Source organism: Microbacterium foliorum (assembly GCF_006385575.1).
Taxonomy (GTDB): Bacteria; Actinomycetota; Actinomycetes; order Actinomycetales; family Microbacteriaceae; genus Microbacterium; species Microbacterium foliorum_B.
In genome coordinates this window covers 1,140,886-1,161,291 of sequence record NZ_CP041040.1, presented here as the reverse complement: position 1 = coordinate 1,161,291, position 20,406 = coordinate 1,140,886, and the positions used below count along the sequence as shown (strand labels likewise).

The 20,406-nt window shown below is 69.4% G+C and carries 19 protein-coding genes; 5 read left to right on the top strand and 14 right to left on the bottom strand.

Features of this window, described 5'->3' with window-relative positions; all coding sequences use genetic code 11:
• Nucleotides 1-240 precede the first annotated feature (240 nt).
• The 9 genes from FIV50_RS05530 to FIV50_RS05490 form a co-directional block, all read right to left on the bottom strand.
• Nucleotides 241-1,710: an NAD(P)/FAD-dependent oxidoreductase gene (locus FIV50_RS05530; RefSeq protein WP_140036568.1), complete on the bottom strand. Its 1,470-nt coding sequence runs from the start codon at nucleotides 1,708-1,710 to the stop codon at nucleotides 241-243.
• A gap of 39 nt (nucleotides 1,711-1,749) precedes the next feature.
• Entirely contained in the window at nucleotides 1,750-3,030 is a 1,281-nt protein-coding gene (locus FIV50_RS05525) for a S8 family peptidase (protein WP_258184435.1), read from the bottom strand.
• An 11-nt stretch (nucleotides 3,031-3,041) separates the two neighbouring features.
• Nucleotides 3,042-3,584 (bottom strand): DUF501 domain-containing protein, encoded by a 543-nt coding sequence (locus tag FIV50_RS05520; protein ID WP_140036566.1) that lies wholly within the window; start codon nucleotides 3,582-3,584, stop codon nucleotides 3,042-3,044.
• Nucleotides 3,585-3,652: 68 nt separating this feature from the next.
• The gene (locus FIV50_RS05515; RefSeq protein ID WP_258184434.1) at nucleotides 3,653-4,213 is read right to left on the bottom strand and encodes an FtsB family cell division protein; all 561 of its coding nucleotides are present in this window, start codon (nucleotides 4,211-4,213) and stop codon (nucleotides 3,653-3,655) included.
• Between the two features lie 53 nt (nucleotides 4,214-4,266).
• Nucleotides 4,267-5,547 carry a phosphopyruvate hydratase gene (eno, locus tag FIV50_RS05510; RefSeq protein WP_140036565.1) on the bottom strand — a complete coding sequence of 427 codons (1,281 nt, stop codon included), beginning with the start codon at nucleotides 5,545-5,547 and terminating at the stop codon, nucleotides 4,267-4,269.
• 100 nt (nucleotides 5,548-5,647) lie between these two features.
• Nucleotides 5,648-6,307: an O-methyltransferase gene (locus tag FIV50_RS05505; RefSeq protein ID WP_140036564.1), complete on the bottom strand. Its 660-nt coding sequence runs from the start codon at nucleotides 6,305-6,307 to the stop codon at nucleotides 5,648-5,650.
• 49 nt (nucleotides 6,308-6,356) lie between these two features.
• Entirely contained in the window at nucleotides 6,357-7,289 is a 933-nt protein-coding gene (locus FIV50_RS05500; protein WP_258184432.1) for a CPBP family intramembrane glutamic endopeptidase, read from the bottom strand.
• A gap of 35 nt (nucleotides 7,290-7,324) precedes the next feature.
• On the bottom strand, nucleotides 7,325-8,344 hold the full coding sequence (locus tag FIV50_RS05495) for a DUF1648 domain-containing protein (protein WP_140036562.1): 1,020 nt from the start codon (nucleotides 8,342-8,344) through the stop codon (nucleotides 7,325-7,327).
• Entirely contained in the window at nucleotides 8,341-8,691 is a 351-nt protein-coding gene (locus FIV50_RS05490; protein ID WP_140036561.1) for a GntR family transcriptional regulator, read from the bottom strand. The genes FIV50_RS05495 and FIV50_RS05490 overlap by 4 nt, the downstream gene beginning before the upstream one ends.
• A 98-nt stretch (nucleotides 8,692-8,789) precedes the next feature.
• Between FIV50_RS05490 and FIV50_RS05485 the strand changes: the two genes are divergently transcribed.
• Nucleotides 8,790-9,260, top strand: a complete 471-nt coding sequence (locus FIV50_RS05485) for a PaaI family thioesterase (protein ID WP_140036560.1) — start codon at nucleotides 8,790-8,792, stop codon at nucleotides 9,258-9,260.
• A gap of 48 nt (nucleotides 9,261-9,308) precedes the next feature.
• Nucleotides 9,309-10,535 (top strand): APC family permease, encoded by a 1,227-nt coding sequence (locus tag FIV50_RS05480; RefSeq protein ID WP_140036559.1) that lies wholly within the window; start codon nucleotides 9,309-9,311, stop codon nucleotides 10,533-10,535.
• Here the strand turns inward: FIV50_RS05480 and FIV50_RS05475 are convergent, their stop codons facing one another.
• Nucleotides 10,536-11,342 carry an AraC family transcriptional regulator gene (locus FIV50_RS05475; RefSeq protein WP_140036558.1) on the bottom strand — a complete coding sequence of 269 codons (807 nt, stop codon included), beginning with the start codon at nucleotides 11,340-11,342 and terminating at the stop codon, nucleotides 10,536-10,538. It lies immediately after the preceding gene.
• Between the two features lie 91 nt (nucleotides 11,343-11,433).
• Here FIV50_RS05475 and FIV50_RS05470 point away from each other — a divergent pair, with 91 nt between their 5' ends.
• The gene (locus tag FIV50_RS05470) at nucleotides 11,434-11,958 is read left to right on the top strand and encodes a VOC family protein (protein WP_140036557.1); all 525 of its coding nucleotides are present in this window, start codon (nucleotides 11,434-11,436) and stop codon (nucleotides 11,956-11,958) included.
• Here the strand turns inward: FIV50_RS05470 and FIV50_RS05465 are convergent.
• From FIV50_RS05465 to FIV50_RS05450, 4 genes are all read right to left on the bottom strand, one after another.
• Nucleotides 11,927-12,739 carry an SGNH/GDSL hydrolase family protein gene (locus FIV50_RS05465; RefSeq protein WP_140036556.1) on the bottom strand — a complete coding sequence of 271 codons (813 nt, stop codon included), beginning with the start codon at nucleotides 12,737-12,739 and terminating at the stop codon, nucleotides 11,927-11,929. The two genes, FIV50_RS05470 and FIV50_RS05465, sit on opposite strands and share 32 nt — an antisense overlap.
• A gap of 154 nt (nucleotides 12,740-12,893) precedes the next feature.
• On the bottom strand, nucleotides 12,894-14,144 hold the full coding sequence (locus FIV50_RS05460; RefSeq protein WP_219846286.1) for a histidine--tRNA ligase: 1,251 nt from the start codon (nucleotides 14,142-14,144) through the stop codon (nucleotides 12,894-12,896).
• A 65-nt stretch (nucleotides 14,145-14,209) separates the two neighbouring features.
• Nucleotides 14,210-14,824, bottom strand: coding sequence for a MazG family protein (locus tag FIV50_RS05455; RefSeq protein WP_140038644.1), 615 nt, complete (start codon nucleotides 14,822-14,824; stop codon nucleotides 14,210-14,212).
• A gap of 85 nt (nucleotides 14,825-14,909) precedes the next feature.
• Nucleotides 14,910-16,076 (bottom strand): Na+/H+ antiporter NhaA, encoded by a 1,167-nt coding sequence (locus tag FIV50_RS05450; RefSeq protein WP_140036555.1) that lies wholly within the window; start codon nucleotides 16,074-16,076, stop codon nucleotides 14,910-14,912.
• A gap of 88 nt (nucleotides 16,077-16,164) precedes the next feature.
• Here FIV50_RS05450 and FIV50_RS05445 point away from each other — a divergent pair, with 88 nt between their 5' ends.
• On the top strand, nucleotides 16,165-18,852 hold the full coding sequence (locus tag FIV50_RS05445) for a phosphoenolpyruvate carboxylase (protein WP_140036554.1): 2,688 nt from the start codon (nucleotides 16,165-16,167) through the stop codon (nucleotides 18,850-18,852).
• A 150-nt stretch (nucleotides 18,853-19,002) separates the two neighbouring features.
• Nucleotides 19,003-20,373 (top strand): NADP-specific glutamate dehydrogenase, encoded by a 1,371-nt coding sequence (gene gdhA, locus FIV50_RS05440; protein WP_140036553.1) that lies wholly within the window; start codon nucleotides 19,003-19,005, stop codon nucleotides 20,371-20,373.
• The last annotated feature ends 33 nt before the right edge of the window (nucleotides 20,374-20,406 follow it).

The following is a 20,406-nucleotide window of genomic DNA, read 5'->3' as shown; positions in this document are numbered from 1 at the left end:
GGCAGTGGGGTCCATGGTCGTCCGCGGATACGGACGCCAGGTCTCCTCCACCCTCACGGGCCGGTGGGCCGGGACACGACTTCGTATCCGTAATGACGACACCACCGCAGACGGGAGTACTCCCCTTGCCCTGCCGACGGTAGCAAACGCGTCTATGAGACCGATGCGAGACACGCCCCTCCCCCGAATACGCGGAACGCCCCGACTCCGGAGGAGTCGGGGCGTTCGAGGAGATGACTGCTACTTGGCAGCAGCCGTCTCAGCGGTCTTCTTCGCAGCCGGCTTCTTGGCTGCCGTCTTCTGGCCCGCAGGCTTCTCGTCGGCGGCCTTGTCGGACGCGGTCGCCTGAGCGGCCGGAGCCGTGACCGCGGGAGCCGGAGCATCGGCGGCCGGACGCGGACGAGCGGCGAACTCCTCGAAGACGTAACGCGGGTTCTGCACCGTCTCGAGGTTCACCAGGTCGCGACCGAGCCACAGGTTGTTCCACCAGCCCCAGACCACACGGAACTTGCGCTCCCACGTGGGCATGGCGAGACCGTGGTAGCCGCGGTGCGCAACCCAGGCGACGAAGCCCTTGAGGGCGATCTTGCCGGACTGGAAGACGCCGTTGTAGAGGCCGAGGCCCGCGACGGCACCGAGGTTCTTGTGGAAGTACTCCTTCGGGTCCTCACCGCGCAGCACGGCGACGATGTTCTTCGCGAGGAGCTTCGCCTGACGCACTGCATGCTGGGCGTTCGGCACGCAGAAGCCGCCGACGCCGCCACCCGACAGGTCGGGAACGGCCGAGACGTCTCCGGCAGCCCAGGCTCCGGGGACGAAGGCCTCGGGCGTGCCGACACGGAGGTCGGCACGGGTCTGGATGCGGCCGCGCTCCTCGATCGGCAGGTCGCCACCGCGCACGACGGTCGGGTTCGCCATGACACCGGCTGTCCACACGATCAGATCGGTCGGGATGATCTCGCCGGTCGACAGCTCGACGTTGCCGTCGACAGCACTGGTGAGCTGCGTGTCGAGGTGCACGTTGGCACCGCGCTTCGCGAGGTCCTTGAGTACCCACTCGCTCGTCTGCAGCGACACCTCGGGCATGATGCGCCCCATCGCCTCGATGAGGTGGAAGTGCGTGTCGTCGAAGGTCAGCTGCGGGTACTTGCCCACGAGCGACGAGGCCAGCGAGCGCAGCTCGGCGAAGACCTCGATGCCGGCGAAGCCACCGCCGACGACGACGACGGAGAGCAGGCGGTCGCGCTCAGGACCTGCAGGCAGCGACGCGGCCTTGTCGAAGTTCGACATCAGGCGGTCACGGATCGCGACGGCCTCTTCGATCGTCTTCAGACCGATCGCGTTGTCCGCGATGCCGGGGATCGGGAAGGTACGGGAGACCGCACCTGCCGTGACGACGATCTGGTCGTACGAGAACTCGTAGGGCTCGCCCACCGGAGGGGTGATCGTCGCGACCTTCTCGGCGTGGTTGATTCCGGTCACCTTGGCGGTGAGCACGTTCGTCCGCTTCAGGTGGCGACGGTGTGCGACCACCGAGTGTCGGGCTTCGATCGACCCGGCAGCAACCTCGGGAAGGAACGGCTGGTACGTCATGTACGGCAGCGGGTCGACCATGGTGACGTCTGCTTCACCCTTGCGAAGGTGCTTCTCCAGCTTCCACGCCGTGTAGAAGCCTGCGTAGCCTCCACCGACGATCAGAATCTTGGGCACAGTGCTGTTCTGAGGCACAGGGGGACAACTCCTCGGGAGTCAGGGATGTGGCGTGCGAGCGCGCGCCGATCGGATGCGCCGGGCAGCTGCGGTGACGCCAAGCGCTATCAGGATACCAGGGACTGTGAGCGCGATGAGCGGCAGGGTACCGTAGCGCAGCGATTCAGCGCTGGGAAGCAGCGGTGAACCGGGATCTGACGGTGCGTCCGCATCCGGCAGGGGCGGCACCTCGACCGGTGCGGCGGTGGGTTCGGGCTGAGGAACGCTCTCTGCGCGTCGGAACAGGCGAACCCACTCGGCGAGATCTCCCATCGGGTTCTCGGAGACCTTCGGAACGTCGGCCGCGATCGCCGCATCGGCATCCACCAGCCCGTAGCCGTAGAGAGGATCGGGGAGGTCGGCCATGCCCGGGACCTTGATCGCTGTCTTGATGATGCGATTGATGACGTTCGCCGCATCGAGCTCGGGGTGCGCAGACCGGACGAGGGCGGCGATGCCCGCGACGATGGGTGCCGCACCGCTCGTGCCGCTCCAGGGCACGACGGTGCCGTCTGCAGAGACGCCTCGGAGACCCTCGCTGGGCGCCGCGATTCCGATGGTGATCCCCTGAGTCGATGCCTCGACGCTCGCCGTGCCCGTCTGGTCGACTCCGCCGACGGTCAGCACGCCGGGGATCGTCGCGGGAGCGCCGATGATGTCGGTGCCGCTCCCCCGGTTGCCCGCGGCGACGACCACCACGACGTCGTGCTCGAAGGCATAGAGGAACGCGTCGTCCCAGCTCCTGTCCCAGTCCAGCGTGTTCGTGGTGAAGGAGAGGTTGATGATGTCGGCTCCGTGATCGACCGCCCATCGCATGGCCTTCGCGACCTGCTCGGTGAACGGCACGGCGGCCGCGGCGCCGAAGCCCACGGAGATCGACAGCAGATCGGCCTCGGGAGCGACTCCGATCATCCCCTTGCCGTCTGCGGAGCCGCGTCCGGCGGCGAGCGACGCGACCCATGATCCGTGATTGCCGTCGATGGCACCCACCGGAGTGCGCCCGTCGGGGGTTCCCGTGCCCGACACATCGGTGCCGCCGACGACGGCCCCATCGAACACGCCGGGGACCTTGGCGATCCCGGTGTCGATGACGGCGATCGTCACTCCGTCGCCGCGCGTGGTCTGCCACGCATCGCGGATGCCGGCTCCGTCGAGCCAGTACTCGGCTGCGCGATCCGGGTCTGCGGGGTCGTCCGGCACGGGCCCTGGAGGCGGGGTCGCTGCGCCCAGGAGCAGGACGGATGCCACGATCGTCGCCACCGCGACACCGTTGCGCAGCATCCGCGGCCGCCTCATGCGGTCGATGCCTCGGCGTCGCGCAGGGCCGCACCGGGGTCGTCGCACCGGCACCGCTCAGGCGACCAGGTCGAGCGCGAGAGAGCCGCGTCGCCGATCGGGTTCACGCCGGGACCCGCTGCGAGAGCGTGACCGGCCAGAGCGTGCAGGCACTTGACGCGCGAGGGCATGCCGCCGGCGGAGATCCCGTCGATCTCGCCGACGTCTCCGAACTGCGCCCTGTCGGTGAGATAGGCCTCGTGCGCCGCGAGGTACGCGGCTGCGACGTCCTCGTCCTCGTCGAGCAGCGCGGCGAGCTCGGGCATCACCTGCGTGGCCTCGAGGGTCGACATCGCTGCGGTCGCGGCCGGATGCGTCAGGTAGTAGAACGTGGGGAACGGCGTTCCGTCGGGGAGCCGGGGTGTCGTGGCGACGACCGTGGGGTTGCCACACACGCAGCGGGCGGCGATGCCGACGACGCCGCGGGCGGTCCTCCCCAACTGGGCCGACACCACGGCGAGCTCGGCGGTCGTGGGGGCGGGGAATGGCGGCGTGGTCACTCGTCCAGCGTACGGGAGCCGACCGGGAGGATGCTCGGAGCACACACCTTGCGCGGCGGTGCCGACAGTCAGCGGGCGACTGCCGCCGTGTCGCTCAGCCCTGCGGACGTGAGCGTGCGCAGCAGCTGCGGCATCCAGTCGGAAGGCGTCTCTTCGAGGGTGTCGCTGACCGGTCCCTGCTGCTGCGGAAGCGCCGCAGGGTCGAGGTCGTTGTCGATCAGGAACACGACCTCGCCGGGCTTGACGTAGTACAGGCGCTCGCGCGCTTGGGTGGTGATGTAGGCCGGGTCGTTCCAGCGTTCACGCTCCTGCTCGAGCGCGACGATCTGGTCTTCGGAGACCTGGATCGACTGCTCGAGAGCCGAGATCTTCTGTCTCTGGTCGATGAAGGTTCCGAGCGTCGGCACCAGCACCCACGCCCCGAGGACGACGAGCGAGAGCATGATGACCGAGAATGCGGAGAGGCGGATGCCGGAGGCCCACTCGCGCACATCGACGCGGCGCTCCTCGGGGCCTCGATCCGCCGCGCCCCGCGGCCGGCGAGCGGACGGACGCTGGGTCGCCTTCGCTGTCGGCGCGGTGCGGGACGCGCCCGAAGACGCCGAAGGAGGAGCCGGTCGTCGTGCCACGGCTCCTCCTCCGTACGTGCCGCTCAGGCGGCGTGTGTCTGTCTCTGCTGTGTTCAGCCCTGGTAGCGCGGGAACGCGGAACGGCCGGCGAAGACAGCGGCGTCGCCCAGCTCCTCCTCGATGCGCAGAAGCTGATTGTACTTCGCGACGCGCTCGCTGCGAGCAGGCGCACCCGCCTTGATCTGACCCGCGTTCGTCGCGACGACGAGGTCGGCGATCGTGGTGTCCTCGGTCTCGCCCGAGCGGTGCGACAGCATCGCGGTGTAGCCCGAACGCTGCGCGAGGCTGACCGCGTCGAACGTCTCGGTGAGCGTTCCGATCTGGTTGACCTTGACCAGCAGCGAGTTGGCGACGCCGCGCTTGATGCCGTCGGCCAGACGGGTCGGGTTCGTGACGAACAGATCGTCGCCGACGAGCTGCACCTTCGAGCCGAGAGCGTCAGTGAGGAGCTTCCAGTTGTCCCAGTCGTCTTCAGCCAGTGCATCCTCGATCGTGACGATCGGGAAGTCCTTGACCAGACCCTCGTAGTACTCGATCAGCTCGGGGCCGCTCCAGTCCTTGTTGTCGAGGCGGTAGACGCCATCCTTGAAGAACTCGGTGGCTGCGACGTCGAGACCGAGCGCGATGTCGGTGCCCGGCGTGAAGCCGGCCTTCTCGATCGCCTTGACGAGGAAGTCGAGACCCTCGCGGTTGCTGGGCAGGTCGGGGGCGAAGCCGCCCTCGTCGCCCAGACCCGTCGCGTAGCCGGCAGCCTTGAGCTCGCCGCGCAGCACGTGGTAGGTCTCGACACCCCAGCGGAGCGCCTCGGAGTACGTCTCGGCGCCGATCGGGGCGAGGAAGAACTCCTGCATGTCGATGCCGTTGTCGGCGTGCTCGCCGCCGTTGATGACGTTGAAGAGCGGAACGGGCAGCAGGTGCGCGTTCGGGCCGCCCAGGTAGCGGAACAGCGGCAGGTCGGCGGAGTCGGCCGCGGCCTTCGCAACCGCCAGGCTGACGCCGAGGATGGCGTTGGCGCCCGTGCGCTGCTTGTTCTCGGTGCCGTCGGTCTCGATCAGGATCGCGTCGACGATGCGCTGCTCGCTCGCCTCGACACCCTCGAGCGCCGGGCCGAGCTCGTCGATGATGGCGTCGACGGCCTTGAGGACGCCCTTTCCGCCGTAGCGGCTCTTGTCGCCGTCGCGGAGCTCGTACGCCTCGAATGCGCCGGTGGATGCACCGGACGGGACGGCCGCCCGCTGGACCACACCGTCGTCGAGGAGCACCTCCACCTCAACGGTCGGGTTACCGCGCGAGTCGAGAATCTCGCGTGCGCCTACAGCCTCGATCAGTGCCACTGATGTGCTCCTTGCTCAGAGAAAAGGTTGTGTGGAGCGTCGTCGATCCGCGCCCAGTCTAGCCCGCTCGCGGTCGACCTCCCGGGTTCGTCCCGACGGCTCACACCACGACGGCGAGGGCGAAGCCGTCCCAGCCCTTCGCGCCGACCGTCTGCAGGGCGGTCGCATCGAAGCGCGCGTCTTCGCTCAGCATCCGCAGTGCGTCCCTCGTGCCGACGACCTTGGAGTCCGTCGAATCCTCACGGACGATCTCGCCCTCGCGTCCGATGTTGTCGAGCACGATCACGGTGCCCGGATGTCCTAGCTTCGCCGCCCAGTCGAGGTAGACGGTGTTCGACTCCTTGTCGGCATCGATGAAGACCAGGTCGAAACCACCGACGAGAGAAGGGAGCACATCGGCGCCCCGGCCTATCCGGATGTCGACGCGGTCGCCGACACCGGCGGCATCGATGCTCGCGCGGGCGACGGCCGCGTTGTCGGCTTCGGCCTCGACCGTGACGACACGTCCATCCGGCCCGACGGCCCGGGCGAGCCAGATCGTGGAGTACCCACCCAGCGTGCCGATCTCGAGCACGCGGCGAGCGCCGCTGATGCGCGCGAGGAGGTTGAGGAGCTTTCCTCCGACGGGAGCGACCTCGATCTCGGGAAGACCGGCATCTCGTTGGGCCGACAGCGCCGCCTCGAGGTGCGGGTCGTGACCGACCAGCAGGTCTGCGAGGTAGGCATCGGCGTTCGACCAGGCGGCGGGAGTGGAATCCATGCCCTCAGCCAATCGTGACGCTCCAGGAGCGTCAAGGGGCTTGCAGACGCTACTCGGCCCGCGGCTGCGAGAGCAGTCGGCCGGGCGCGCCCGCGAGCTCGGGCTGCTCACGGAACTGTCCGGTGACGGCGAGAACCGCGATCACCACCGCGATCACGATCCACGCGGCGACCCCCAGCGGACCGGCGAGTGCGAGGTCGGGCTGCGACGCGGAGAAGAGCAGGACGAGTCCGCCTGCCGCGTTCAGCGATCCGTGGGCGAGGACCGCGGGCCAGATCGAGGCTGAGCGCAGTCGCAGCCACCCGAGCAGGATCCCCCACGCGACACAGCCACCGATCATGAAGAGCACGCCGGTGACGTCCGTGCGCCCGAAGTTGTATCCCAGCAGGATGACCGGGCTGTGCCAGAACCCCCAGATCACGCCGCTGATGAGCAGCGTCGGCCAGGTGCCGAGGGGCCGCAGCGCCGGCACGAGCCATCCACGCCACCCCAGCTCCTCGCCGAATGCCAACACGCTGTTGAGGAGCGCGCCCACCGGAATGATCGCGAGCTGCGAGATCACCAGGATCTCGACCGGCGGCAGCGGAGTGCCGTCCGGAACCATCGTCGCGATTTCGGCCGAGAAGCCTGCGAAGGTCAGGTCGAGCCGGATGAAGCCGAGGGCCGCGGCGACCAGGATGCTGAGGCCGACGAGAAGTGGCGGCACGAGCCAGCCGAGGACCATGAGCCAGATGACCCGCTTGGCCGGTCGGAGGGGCCACAGACCGAGGAAGCGCACTCGCTCGCCGCGCGCCGGTACGCGCATCGTGAACGTGACGATCAGCGCGGCGAGCGCAGGCGTCAGCATCATCGCGGGCAGGAGGACTCCGGTGGTCGGTTCTGCGAGACCGTCACCCAGCCACAGCGGCAGGGCGACGAGCCAGGCCGCCCCGCAGGCGATGACCGTGAAGACGACGATGGCGGCGATGCGTAGGCGAGTCACGATGGTTCTCCTTGTATCGGGGTGCGGGGGCGCGGTCATCGTTGGCCGGCGGCAGCGAGGACGGATGCCGCGGTGGTCGCGTCATCGACGGTGACGACGAACACCCGGCCGTCCGTGCGGGTGACCTCGAGGGCCTCGCCTGCGCGCAGCACGAAGCCCCGACGGCCGTCCGTGCCGAAGCGGTAGCCCCAGCCTCCGAACTCGGCGAACGGGTCGATGCGGACCGAGCGTGTGCTCGCGATCTCCGCTGCGGGGATCTCCAGCCGAGGCCAGCCGGCCGCCGAGCGCACCCGGAGACCCGCGGCGCTCGCACGCACTCGGAAGGTCAGACTGGTCAAGACCAGGACGATGAGAAGCAGCGTGACCGCGGCGGTGATCCACCCGCCGGCGATTCCCCGGGCAAGCAGCAGCACACTCATCGCGGTCGTGACGAGCACACCGATAACGAGTACGACCTGGCCGGTCTTCGCGATCGTGACGGTCTTCATCCACACCGCGCGTTCGTGGTCTGCGAGCGGCAACGGCTGCGCAGCGGCGCCGGATGCCTCCGCGGGGCGTTCCACTGCCGGCTGCAGGAACCAGCCTGCGACGGCGAGGCCGACGCCGACCAGAAGGAAGAGCGGGGTCCAGGGCGCGATGTCGGGCGCATCCGCAGCGTCTGACAGGCCGCGCTGCACACCGACGATGGCGACAGTGAGAAACGACATCATGCCCGCGGTGCCGAGACTCACGGCGCCGAGCAGGCGAGCCGTCGCAGACCACCCTGCCGGCGGGATCGATGTGTCCGCACCCTGCTGAGGAGGTCTGTGAGAGAGGAGGGCGATCGAGGCGAACAGCGCGACGACCCCTCCGCCGAGCCCTGCCAGCATGACCGGCGGCATCCACTTCGGTGCGTACCCGTCGACTTCCCCGGCTCCCCAGTGGGTCGCCACCGGGTCGGGGAGGTCGGGCAGCCACGCGAGCATGACGACGCCCGCGAGTGCGATGAGAGCCAGCGGAATGATCACCCCCACCCACCAGAAGGCGGTGCGGGCTCTGCGGATCTCGGGGGTCATGCGTCGGTCTCCTTGATGAGGGCGGCCAGGGTCGTGGAAGAGACGCCGAGCGATGCGGCGCGGGCGACGAGTGCCGCGATGTCGTGGGACAGCTCGGCAAGAGGCGCGGCCGACGAGGACACCACCGCTCCCCTGCCGCGACGCAGGTCGATCAGCCCCTCGTCGCGCAACTGCTGATAGGCGCGAAGTACCGTGTGCAGATTGATCTCGAGCGCCTCCGCCAGCTCGCGCGCGGCGGGAAGACGGTCGCCGGGCACGAGGCGTCCGGTCAGGACGTCGGCGCGGACGGATGCCGCCACCTGATCGAAGAGCGGCCGCGCACTGTCGGCATCGATTCGGATCAGCATGGGAGCCTCAATTTCTACTAGTTCTATGTGAACTATAACAACTGTTCGAACCCTCCAGTCGACTTCGTCGCGACGATCACATCGTCCACACTGACCTCATGCGCATCACTCCCCGCCGCCTCGCCCTCGGCATGAGCCTGTGGATCCCCAATCTGTTCAGCGGCATCCGCGTCCGCCGCTTCAGCGAGGACTGGACGCACGCGACGGTCGAGCTTCATGTGAACGTCTTCACGCGCAACTACGTCAAGACGGCGTTCGGCGGTTCGATGTCGGCGATGACCGACCCGTACTTCTTCATGCTCGTGATGCACCAGCTCGGACGCGATTACGTGGTGTGGGACACGCGCGGCGAGATCGAGTTCGTCAAACCCGGTCGCGGAGTCCTGACCGCCGAGTTCGAGGTCAGCAGGGAGCGGGCTGAGGAGATCCGCGAGCGCGCGCACGGTGGGTCGAAGGTGCTCGAGTGGTTCGAGACCGTGATCACCGACCGCGACGGCGACGTTGTCGCGAAGGTGCGACGCGAGGTCTACATCCGCGAGAAGAGGCGCGTCACCGCCACTCGCGCCTGACCGCTACGACGTCACCGGGAGTTCACCCTCGCATGCCACGATGAGGGGATGCCCCTCGCACGCCGCCTGAGACTCGGTGACGCCGTCGCCATCGGACTCGGCTCCATGATCGGCGCTGGCGTGTTCTCGGTGTGGGCCCCGGCGATCGGTGTCGCCGGCAGCGGCATCCTGATCGCTCTGGCCATCGCCGCGCTCGTCGCCTACTGCAACGCCACCGCGTCGGCGCAGCTCGCCGCCGCACACCCCGTCGCCGGCGGCACATACGCGTACGCCAGAGCAGAGATCGGTCCGTGGTGGGGCTTCGTCGCCGGCTGGAGCTTCGTGATCGGCAAGATCGCGAGCTGCGCCGCGATGGCCATGACCTTCGCCGCCTACGCCACGCCCGAGGGCTGGCAGGTGCCGGTGGCAGTGGCAGCGGTCGTCGCGCTCGCAGCCGTGAACTGCTTCGGAGTGACCCGCACGGCTCTCGTCACCCGGATTCTCGTGGTGTTCTCGCTGCTCGGGCTCGCCCTCGTCGTCGCGACCGGACTCGGCGGGTCGGCCGCGGCATCCCCCGCCCCTCTTCCTGACGCCAGCGCCTACGGCGTGCTGCAGGGCGCCGGACTGCTCTTCTTCGCGTTCGCGGGGTACGCGCGCATCGCGACGATGGGCGAAGAGGTCGTCGACCCCGCCCGGACGATCCCTCGGGCGATCGCTCTCGCGCTGGGCGGTGCGGTCGTCGTCTACACGCTCGTCGCGATCACGGTCATCCTCGTGCTCGGCGGCGACGCGGCGACGACCACGACGCCTCTGGCCGATGTCGCCGCAGCCACCGGGTGGCAGGCTCTCACCCCGATCATCCGCGTCGCTGCGGCGGCGGCCTCACTGGGCGCTCTGCTCGCGCTGCTCACGGGCATCGGTCGCACGACGCTGGCCATGGCCCGGGAGCAGGACCTGCCCCGGTTCCTCGCGAAGATCGACGAGCGCTGGCAGGTGCCGCGTCGCGCAGAGATCGCGATCGCGCTCATCGTCGTCGGCATCGTGGTCGTCGCCGACCTTCGCGACGCGATCGGATTCTCCTCGTTCGGAGTGCTGCTCTACTACCTCATCGCCAATGCGGCCGCCTTCCGCCAGTCCGCGGCGGCTCGCCGCTATCCGCGTGCCCTCCAGGTCGTCGGAGCGCTGGGCTGCCTCGTGCTCGTGAACACCCTGCCTGTCGTGGCGTCGGCGATCGGAACCGTGGTCGTGCTTCTCGGAGTGCTCTATCGGATGGCCCGCCTCCGGCTGTCGCGATGATCAGGTCTGCGCGCTCTCATCTGGAGACTGCTCGGACGAACCGGTCCGATACGTGCGAGGGGCCATGCCGAGGATGTTGCGGAAGTCGCGCGTGAGGTGCGCGTGATCGGCGTATCCGAGCTCCGCCGCGAGGCCCGACAGGTCGATACCGGGATCGAGACGCAGCCGCTCGGCCGCCTCCTGCAACCTGCGCCGGCGGATCATCGCGGCCGGAGAGACGCCGACATGCCTGTGGCACAAGCGCTGCAGGGTGCGCGTCGAGACCGCGAGTCGCATCGCCGCCTCCTCGATCGTGTCTGCGGAGTCGTCACCCATGAGCACCTCGACCAGGGCGTTCGGGTGCCGCGCGGCATCGTCCAGCGGCCCGACCCGGCGCAAGAGCCAGTCGGAGAAGACCGCGACGGCCCGCTCCCGGCGCCCCTCCCCGCTGGCCATCGCAGCGCTCACCGCCTCGACGAGCTCGGGCGCGTCGACTGTCTGCTCGGTGTCGACGAGCATCGCCGGGTCGTCGACGAGCGCCGCCACAGCGGCCGGCCGCAGCAGCGCGCCGACCGCCCAGCCCGTTCCGCGCAGGTCACGGTGCGACGCCCGCGTCGTCGCACCCGACAGCGTCACGACGCCCTGCTCGACCACGAGGTTCAGCGCCGGGTAGCCGACGATCTCCTGCCGCGATGACCGGCCGGGCTCGATCGACCACTCCGGGATCCAGAACCACACGGCGAGATCTCGCGCGGCCGCCTCAGGCGGCAGACGGTGGAATTCGGGCAGCCGGGCCGGGTACAGCACACCGCGGGTTGGACTGACCATCGCCCCAGCGTAATCCGCAGCGTCACCGCGGCACCGACCCTGTCGCTCATGTTCAAGCGCACTCCCCCGAGCGCTCCGTACCGTGAAACGCATGACCACCGAGAACACGACCGGCGTGACCGGCGAACACACCACCGACGGCCGCCCGCACAGCGCGACCTCGCTCACCCCGTTCCTCGCGATCGCCGGGGCCGGAGAGGCGATCGACTTCTACCGAGACGTCTTCGGCGCTCGGGTCATCGACGTCACGGAGTTCGGGGGCGTCGTCGCCCATGCCGACCTCGACTTCGGCCTCGGCCGCCTGCAGCTGGGCGAACCGAGCCCCGACTATCACCTGGTCGCCGCGCCGTCGGGTGACGACGACTGCTACTCGATGGGCCTCTACGTCTCGGACGTCGACGCCGTGGTCGAGCGAGCGGTCGCCGCGGGAGCGACGGTGCGCGAAGCGCCGTCTGCCTTCGTCTCGGGCGACCGATTCGCGAGCATCCGCGACCCGTTCGGCGTGCGCTGGTCGGTGATGACCCGCGTCGAAGACCTCTCCGACGACGAGAGCTCGCGACGCGTCGCCGAGTGGGCTGCGTCGTTCAGCGCGGCACCGGCTGACGACGCGAGCTGAGCGCCGTCTCCGCCGCGACGCACACGGCAGGGAGCAGCACCTCGGCGGTGCGCCGATAGCCGAGCGGGCTCGGATGGAATCGATCCAGGCTGAACATGGCGTCGGGATCGTCGAAGAACATCGGGCCCACGGCTCGGCGGAGATCGATCGGGGTCGCCCCCGCCGAGCGCGCGGTCTCGGCCTGGGCTTCGGCCAGCCTGCGCGACACGCTCGAGATCAGCCTTCGCAGCGGCTGCGGCACCGGGCGCAGAGCGCCGAGGTCGGGGCACGTGCCGACGACGACCTCAGCGCCCCGGCGGCGCAGCTGAACGATCGAGTCGCGCAGATGCTGCGTCGAGACGACGATCGGGAGGCGGTGCGTGACGTCGTTGCCGCCGACCACGATCACAGCCACGTGCGGTGCGTATCCATCGGGAAGACCCGCCAACTGGTCGGCGAGATCGGGCGACTCCGCGCCAACGACCGCGGCGGTGCGCAGACGGACGGGCCGTCGCAGGCGCCGCGCCATGCCCTTCGCGAGTCGCCCGCCGAGCGTCTCCTTGCGGCGCTCGGCGCCGAGGCCCGCAGCGACCGAGTCGCCCAGCACGAGCAGCTGCACAGGATCACCCTCGAGCGCACGGCGCCACACCCGGTCTGCATCGATCGACTGCTCGCCGAGCGGCTTGCCGATGCGCCGACGCGCGATCGCCGCCTGACGCTTAAGCAGATATCGGATGCCGACGGCCGCCGAGACCGACGCGGCACCCACGGCGGCGACCGCGACGAGATGCTGTCGGCTCATGCCCTGATTCGATCCGACCGTCGTGAACGCCGAGTGAACGGCATCCGCGCCGTCCGTCTGCAGGACCCGGGCACGTCTGCAGGACGACATGACCGATCAGTCCCGGCACACGTGCCGCGGTCCTGCAGACGGCGCCGGAACGCGCGGGCAGAGCTCAGGCCAGCGGCTTGAGCTCCAGCGCGGCGGTGCCCGTCGACACGGTCGCGAACTCGGTGTACCCATCGGCGGCCGAGCGCTCGAGCAATGCCTTGACGTTCTTGGTGCGCCGCTCCAGTCGCACCCTGGCACCGGATGCCACCAGACCCGCCTTATGGGCGACGAGCTCGGCGACCGGCACATCGGCGTCATGGATGAGCACGACGGCGCGTTCGCCGGCATCCGCCCCCGCCGTCACGAGATCGACGAGCCGCTCGAAGCCGAGGGAGAAGCCCACGGCCGGGACCTGCTGACCGAGGAACCGCCCGATCATGCCGTCGTAGCGTCCGCCGCCACCGAGCGAGTACGACACCGACGGGTGCGCGAGCTCGAAGATCGTGCCGGTGTAATAGCCCATGCCGCGCACGAGGAACGGGTCGAAGACCAGCGGGATGTCGGTCACGCCGCGACCGGCCGCCACGGCCTCGCCGATGCCGACCAGGTGCCCGACGATCTCGTCGGGGGCGTTGTCGGGGAGCGCCTTGCGGATCTGCCTCTCGCCGAACGGGTGGTACTCCATGGTCTGCGGTCGAAGGAGGAAGGCCTCGAACGCGTCGACGGTCTCCACTGCCGAGCCGCGCTCGCGCAGTTCCGCGGCGACGCCGTCGGGCCCGATCTTGTCGAGCTTGTCGATCGTGATCAGAACGCCGGGGCGCTCCTCCCCGGTGAAACCGAAGCTGTCGAGCATCCAGTCGAGCACGCGCCGATCATTGATGCGGACCGTGGCTGCTTCGAGGCCCAACGCGTCGACCGCGTCGAGCGAGGCGACCATGAGCTCTGCCTCCGCTCGCGACGAGTCGTCGCCGATGATGTCGATGTCGCACTGCACGAACTGGCGGTAGCGGCCCTTCTGGGGGCGCTCGGCGCGCCAGACCGGCCCGATCTGGATGGCGCGGAACACACCCGGAAGCTGCCCGCGGTTGCTCGCGTAGAAGCGGGCGAGCGGAACCGTGAGGTCGTAGCGCAGACCCAGGTCGGCCAGCGCGCTCTGGTCACCGGCGGCTTCGCGGATCGCCTCCGCGTCGAGGCCGCGTCGCAGCACGTTGTACGCGAGCTTCTCGTTGTCTCCGCCGATCCCGGCGTGCAGTCGCGAGTACTCCTCGAGCGCGGGAGTCTCGATCTCGTCGAACCCATGCGAGCGGTAGCGGTCGCGGATGACGGCGAGGACGCGCTCGCGGCGGGCCTTGTCGGCGGGGAGGATGTCGCGCATGCCGCGCGGCGGGTTCACAGTAGCCACACGTCCATCTTTCCAGGTCGGCAGGGCGGGCTGTGGCCTCACGACCCCGATTCAGCCTCGCGGACTTCAGCCTCGAGCGCTCTGAGCCGTTCTCGCAGGGCTCGTTCGGCATCCCACCCTTCGGCGCGGGCGACCGCGACGAGGCCCAGCAGCGCGTCGCCCAGCTCCGCCTCCGAAGTCGGTCTCGCAGCAGACGTCGCTGCGTCCGTCCCGGCGTCGACGACTCCGGCCCCCGCAGCTCGACCGACGACCTTCTGCGCCAGGGCTAGCGCCGGCATCCCGCGCGGGATCCCGTCGAGCACACTTCTCCTCGTGCGTTTCTCCGCCGCCTTCGCGGCGTTCCAGTGCACGAGGACCTCTTCGGGCGTCGTCGCGACCTCACCCGCGAACACGTGCGGATGCCGCCGCACCATCTTCTCGGTCAGCGTGGCCGCGACATCGTCGATGTCGAACGGGTCGTCAGGGTCCTGCGCAGCGATCGCGGCGTGGAACAGCACCTGCCAGAGCAGGTCGCCAAGCTCTTCGCGCAGGTCGGCGCGCGTGCCTCCCTCGACGGCGTCGATCACCTCGTGCGACTCCTCGATCAGGTACGGCACGAGGTCGCGGTGGCTGATCTGCTGCGACCAGACGCAGCGCTCGCGCACCTCGCGCATGGTCTCGGCCGCCGCACGCAGCGGATCGAGGTCCGGCCGGTCGGCCGGTGAAGCTCCTGCGGACACGAGTCCTCCTAGCCGACGGTCATGAGGTCACGACACCCGCACGCCGGTACGACCGTGCGCGAAGCGACACGATCACACCCGACAGCATGAGTGCCAGGAGCGAGCCCACGAGCACGCCCAGGATCGCCTGATCGCGGATACCCGCGTCTGTCGCGAAGGCGAGGTTCGCCAGCAGCAGTGAGACCGTGAAGCCGATGCCGCCCAGCGCACCGGCCGCGAGAATGTCGCCGAACGGCAGCGCGGGCTCCGAGCCGCGAGGGCGGATGTGCATGGCGATCCAGCCGAACAACGAGATGCCGATGATCTTGCCCACCGGGAGTGCGACCACGATGCCCCAGAACGCGGGCGAGAGCTCGGTGGGCGCGAGGTCGGGGATCACCACGAACGCGGCGACGAATGCGAACACCGGCAGGATCCCGCCGTTGACCGTGGGTTCGAGCACATGCCGGGTGCGCGCGGCGGGAACAGGCGACATCACGAGACCCAGCAGCACGCCCGCGATCGTGGCGTGGATGCCGGAGGATGCGACGAGCCCCCAGGCCACGACTCCGACCACGATCATCGCGACGGCGATCGCCGCATGCCCCTTCTCGTGCAGCAGCCTGCTCAGGAACCAGAAGACCGCGACCGCGACGACCGCGAGCCCCAGCAGCAGCCACTGCACGTCGCGGGCGAACAGCACCGCGATGAAGATGATGCCGATAATGTCGTCGAGGATCGCCAGGGCCAGCAGGAACACTCGCACGTTCGACGGCAGACCACGCCCGAACACCGCGAGCACTCCGAGCGCGAAAGCGATGTCCGTCGCCGTCGGAATGGGCCAGCCGGTGACCGTGACCGAGTCGCCGGCGATCAGGAGGTACACCGCGATGGGCACCAGCACTCCCCCTGTGGCGGCGATCGCCGGCTGCAGCGCCTTTCGCGGCGAGTCGAGCTCACCGTGCGTCAGCTCGTGGCGCAGTTCGATCGCCACGACGAGGAAGAACACGGCGAGCAGACCGTCGGAGACCCAGTGTTCGACCGAGAGGTCGAGGGCCGTGCCGGGAACCGCGATATGGGAGTCCAGCCCGGCGGCGAGCGCGTCATGCGTCGGAAGATTAGCCAGCAGCAGACCGAGTCCGGCCGCGACGAGAAGGAGCAGGGCCGGAAACTGCTGCCCGCGGAGGGGGTTCGCTGAGATGCGCATCGCGTCCATGCTAATTCGCCCGGCGCCTCAGACGTCTCACATCGTCATGCGTTCAGACCACTGCCCCGACCCGGGATACTCTCGAACGGTGACCCCCGAACACGCCTTCCCCGAGCCCACTGACACCTCGGCCATCCGCATCATCGGCCGTTTCGAAGCGGGCCGCGGCATTCCGGATGCCATGCGCACCGATGTGCGAATGCTCGGCGCCCTTCTCGGCCAGGTTCTGCGCGAAGCGGGCGGAGACGACCTCTTCGAGGATGTCGAGCGCCTGAGGCTGGCGACGATCCAGGCCTACGACGAGGAGACGTCCGACGCCTTCGACCGCGCCGCAGCCATCGCCGAGTCGTTCAGCATCGCGCGCGCCGACGAGGTCGCCCGGGCGTTCACCTGCTACTTCCACCTCGTCAATCTCGCCGAGGAGCACCAGCGGGTGCGTGTCCTGCGCGAGCGGGCCGGCCAGCCGGGACGCGAGGATGCCGCAGACACCGTCGCCACCGCATACGCGCGCCTGAAGACCGAGGTCGGCGATGACGAGGCTCGTCGTCGCCTCGAGGGACTGCGCTTCCACCCGGTGTTCACCGCACACCCGACCGAGGCTCGTCGCCGCGCCGTGTCGTCGAGCATCCGCCGCCTCTCCGAGCTGCTCACCCAGCACGACTCCGCGAGCGAAGGCGGGGCCGAGGAGCACCGCGCCCGGCGTCGGATGCTGGAGGAGATCGACACTCTCTGGCGCACCGCGCCGCTGCGCGCCGAGAAGCCGTCGCCGACCGACGAGGTGCGCACGGTCATGGGCGTGTTCGACGAGACGCTCTTCACCACCGTGCCTCACGTGTACCGCCGCATCGACGACGCACTGCGCGGCGACGACTCCGGCGCGAGCGCACCTGTCGTGCCCGCCTTCGTGCGCATCGGCTCCTGGGTCGGCGGCGACCGAGACGGCAACCCCTTCGTGACGGCATCCGTGACACGGGAGGCGTCGCAGATCGCCTCAGATCATGTGCTCCGCGGTCTCGAGCGCGCGCTCGAGCGCATCGGCCGCACGCTCACGCTCAGCGCCGAGGACACTCCCCCGAGTGACGCCGTCTCGGCGCTGTGGGAGTCGTTCACGGCCTCCGAGCCACGGGTCGCCCACGAACTGGCCGCCCGCTCCCCCGGCGAGCCCCACCGACGGGTGCTGCTCGCCCTGGCCCATCGCGTCGCCGCCACCAGGCACGGCGACGAGCAGGGCTACGCCCGCCCGGAGGAGCTGCTCGAAGACCTCCGCACGGTGCAGTCGTCGCTGTCTGATGCCGGCGCGAAGCGCCACGCCTTCGGCGGTGTGCAGCACCTGATCTGGCAGGTGGAGACGTATGGCTTCCACCTCACCGAGCTCGAGGTGCGTCAGCACTCGCAGGTGCACGCGAAGGCCCTCGCAGAGCTCGAGAGCGGCGAGCCGATCAGCGCGCAGACCGAAGAGGTGCTCGAGGTCTTCCGCGTGATCGCCGAGATCCAGCGCGATCGGGGCCTCCGCGCCGCCGGTCGATACGTCGTGTCGTTCACGCAGGCGGCCTCCGACCTCGCGAACGTGCACCGTCTCGCGAAGCACGCGCTCGGCGACGACGCGCCCGTGCTCGACGTCGTCCCCCTGTTCGAGACCTTCGCCGACCTCCAGGCCGCCCCCGGCATCCTCGCCGAGGCCGTGACCTTCCCGGAGTTCCAGGCGCGACTCGCAGCGACGGGCAACCGGCTCGAGGTCATGCTCGGATACTCGGACTCGTCGAAGGACGTCGGCCCGGTCGCCGCCAACCTCGCGCTGTACGAGGCACAGGAGAAGATCGCGCAGTGGGCGCAGGACTCGGACATCGAGCTGACGCTGTTCCACGGCCGCGGCGGCGCCCTCGGGCGGGGCGGCGGACCGGCCAACTCGGCGATCCTGGCTCAGCCGCCGCACTCTGTCGACGGTCGCTTCAAGCTCACCGAGCAGGGTGAGGTCATCTTCGCCCGCTACGGCGAGCCGGCCATCGCGATGCGCCACATCGACCAGGTCGCCGCAGCGACCCTGCTCGCGTCCTCGCCGTCGGTCGAGAAGCACACGAGCGACGCGGCGGCGCGTTTCGCCGACATCGCTGCCGTCATGGACACCTCGTCGCGCGAGCGGTTCTTCTCGCTCGTCAAGGCCGAGGGCTTCGCGCCCTGGTTCGCGACGGTGACTCCTCTCGAGGAGATCGGCCTGCTCGCCCTGGGCTCTCGCCCGGCCCGACGCGGCCTGTCGGTCGAGTCGCTCGAAGATCTGCGTGCCATCCCGTGGGTGTTCGCCTGGACCCAGGCGCGCATCAACCTCGCCGGCTGGTTCGGTCTCGGCACGGCTCTCGCCGCCGTCGGCGACGAGGAACGACTCGTCGAGGCCTACCGCGACTGGCCGCTGCTGCGCACCATGATCGACAACGTGGCGATGAGCCTCGCGAAGACCGATGAGCGCATCGCCCGCCAGTACCTCGCACTCGGCGACCGCGACGATCTCGCGCAGCTCGTGCTGGATGAGCTCGCGCTCACTCGCGAATGGGTCATCCGCCTCACCGGTGGCGTCGGGCTGCTCGAGAACAAGCCGATCCTGCAACGCGCGGTGCAGCTGCGCACGCCGTACGTCGATGCGCTGTCGCTGCTGCAGCTGCGGGCTCTGCGCGCACTGCGAGACCCCGCTGAAGCGGCTGGTTCCGGCGCCGACGACGAGCAGAAGCGCCTGCTGCTGCTCTCCGTCAGCGGAGTCGCGGCCGGCCTGCAGAACACCGGGTGATCGACCCCCGCACCGCCTGAGCGAGTGCATTCCGGTGTGAAAGACCTCACATCGACGTGCCCGCTAGAGTGAAAACTCCGCCCGATCCGGCGTACCCTCACGCGACACGATCGCACGCAGCACCATCCCCCGATCAGAAAGCTCTTTCGCGTGACCTCTTCGCCATCCGCCGACTTCCAGCCGCTCGCCGAGTCCGTGCAGCCCGTGTTCGACACGGTGCTCACCCGCAGCCCGCACGAGCCCGAATTCCAGCAGGCCGTGCACGAGGTGCTGAACTCGATCGCCCCGGTGCTCGAGCGCAACCCGCAGTTCGTCGACGGAGGCATCCTCGACCGCCTGGTCGAGCCCGAGCGTCAGATCCTGTTCCGGGTGCCGTGGGTCGACGACGCCGGCCGCCTGCAGGTCAATCGCGGCTACCGCATCCAGTTCTCCTCCGTCCTCGGCCCGTACAAGGGCGGTCTGCGCTTCCACCCCTCGGTCAACCTATCGATCATCAAGTTCCTCGGGTTCGAGCAGATCTTCAAGAACGCGCTCACCGGGCAGGGCATCGGCGGCGGCAAAGGCGGCTCCGACTTCGACCCGCACGGTCGGTCGGATGCCGAGATCATGCGCTTCTGCCAGTCGTTCATGAGTGAGCTCTACCGCCACCTGGGTGAGCACACCGACGTCCCCGCCGGAGACATCGGTGTCGGCGGCCGCGAGATCGGCTACCTCTTCGGCCAGTACCGCAAGATCACCAACCGCCACGAGTCGGGCATGTTCACCGGCAAGGGCACCGGCTGGGGCGGCGCCGAGGTGCGCACCGAGGCCACCGGATACGGGGCCGTCTTCTTCGCACAGGAGATGCTCGGCGTGCACAACGACTCGCTCGACGGCAAGCGCGTCGGAGTCTCGGGCTCGGGCAACGTCGCGATCTACGCGATCCAGAAGGCTTCGCAGCTCGGCGCGACCGCCGTGACCGCATCAGACTCCTCGGGATACGTCGTCGACGATGCCGGCATCGACGTCGACCTGCTGCGTCAGATCAAGGAGGTCGAGCGCGCCCGCATCGTCGAGTATGCGAACCGGCGCCCCGGCGCGCGCTTCGTCGAGGGCGGCAGCGTGTGGGAGGTTCCCGTCGACATCGCCGTGCCCTCCGCCACGCAGAACGAACTCGACCTCGATGCCGCCGAGGCCCTGATCGCGAACGGCGTGCGCGCCGTCTCCGAAGGGGCGAACATGCCCTGCCTGCCTGCGGCCGTCGAGGCTTTCCAGGGCGCCGGCGTGCTCTTCGCGCCCGGCAAGGCGGCGAACGCCGGTGGCGTGGCGACGTCTGCACTCGAGATGAGCCAGAACGCCTCGCGTCAGCGGTGGAGCTTCGACGCGAGTGAGAACAAGCTGCGCGAGATCATGGCCGACATCCACGCTGCCGCGTTCGACGCGGCAGAGCGCTACGACGTCGCGGGCGACTACGTCGCGGGTGCGAACATCGCCGGCTTCGAGCGCGTCGCCGGCGCGATGCTCGCGCAGGGCGTGATCTGACACCCTCGCACCCCGTGCACGGATGAAGAGCCG

Excerpts from the sequence above, each read along its gene's own strand:
- FIV50_RS05525 (WP_258184435.1), bottom strand. The coding sequence starts at position 3,030 with ATGCTGCGCAACGGTGTCGCGGTGGCGACGATCGTGGCATCCGTCCTG.
- FIV50_RS05505 (WP_140036564.1), bottom strand. The coding sequence starts at position 6,307 with ATGGATTCCACTCCCGCCGCCTGGTCGAACGCCGATGCCTACCTCGCA.
- FIV50_RS05495 (WP_140036562.1), bottom strand. The coding sequence starts at position 8,344 with ATGACCCCCGAGATCCGCAGAGCCCGCACCGCCTTCTGGTGGGTGGGG.
- FIV50_RS05490 (WP_140036561.1), bottom strand. The coding sequence starts at position 8,691 with ATGCTGATCCGAATCGATGCCGACAGTGCGCGGCCGCTCTTCGATCAG.
- FIV50_RS05485 (WP_140036560.1), top strand. The coding sequence starts at position 8,790 with ATGCGCATCACTCCCCGCCGCCTCGCCCTCGGCATGAGCCTGTGGATC.
- FIV50_RS05480 (WP_140036559.1), top strand. The coding sequence starts at position 9,309 with ATGCCCCTCGCACGCCGCCTGAGACTCGGTGACGCCGTCGCCATCGGA.
- FIV50_RS05475 (WP_140036558.1), bottom strand. The coding sequence starts at position 11,342 with ATGGTCAGTCCAACCCGCGGTGTGCTGTACCCGGCCCGGCTGCCCGAA.
- FIV50_RS05470 (WP_140036557.1), top strand. The coding sequence starts at position 11,434 with ATGACCACCGAGAACACGACCGGCGTGACCGGCGAACACACCACCGAC.
- FIV50_RS05465 (WP_140036556.1), bottom strand. The coding sequence starts at position 12,739 with ATGAGCCGACAGCATCTCGTCGCGGTCGCCGCCGTGGGTGCCGCGTCG.
- FIV50_RS05460 (WP_219846286.1), bottom strand. The coding sequence starts at position 14,144 with ATGCGCGACATCCTCCCCGCCGACAAGGCCCGCCGCGAGCGCGTCCTC.
- FIV50_RS05455 (WP_140038644.1), bottom strand. The coding sequence starts at position 14,824 with ATGCGCGAGGTGCGCGAGCGCTGCGTCTGGTCGCAGCAGATCAGCCAC.
- FIV50_RS05450 (WP_140036555.1), bottom strand. The coding sequence starts at position 16,076 with ATGCGCATCTCAGCGAACCCCCTCCGCGGGCAGCAGTTTCCGGCCCTG.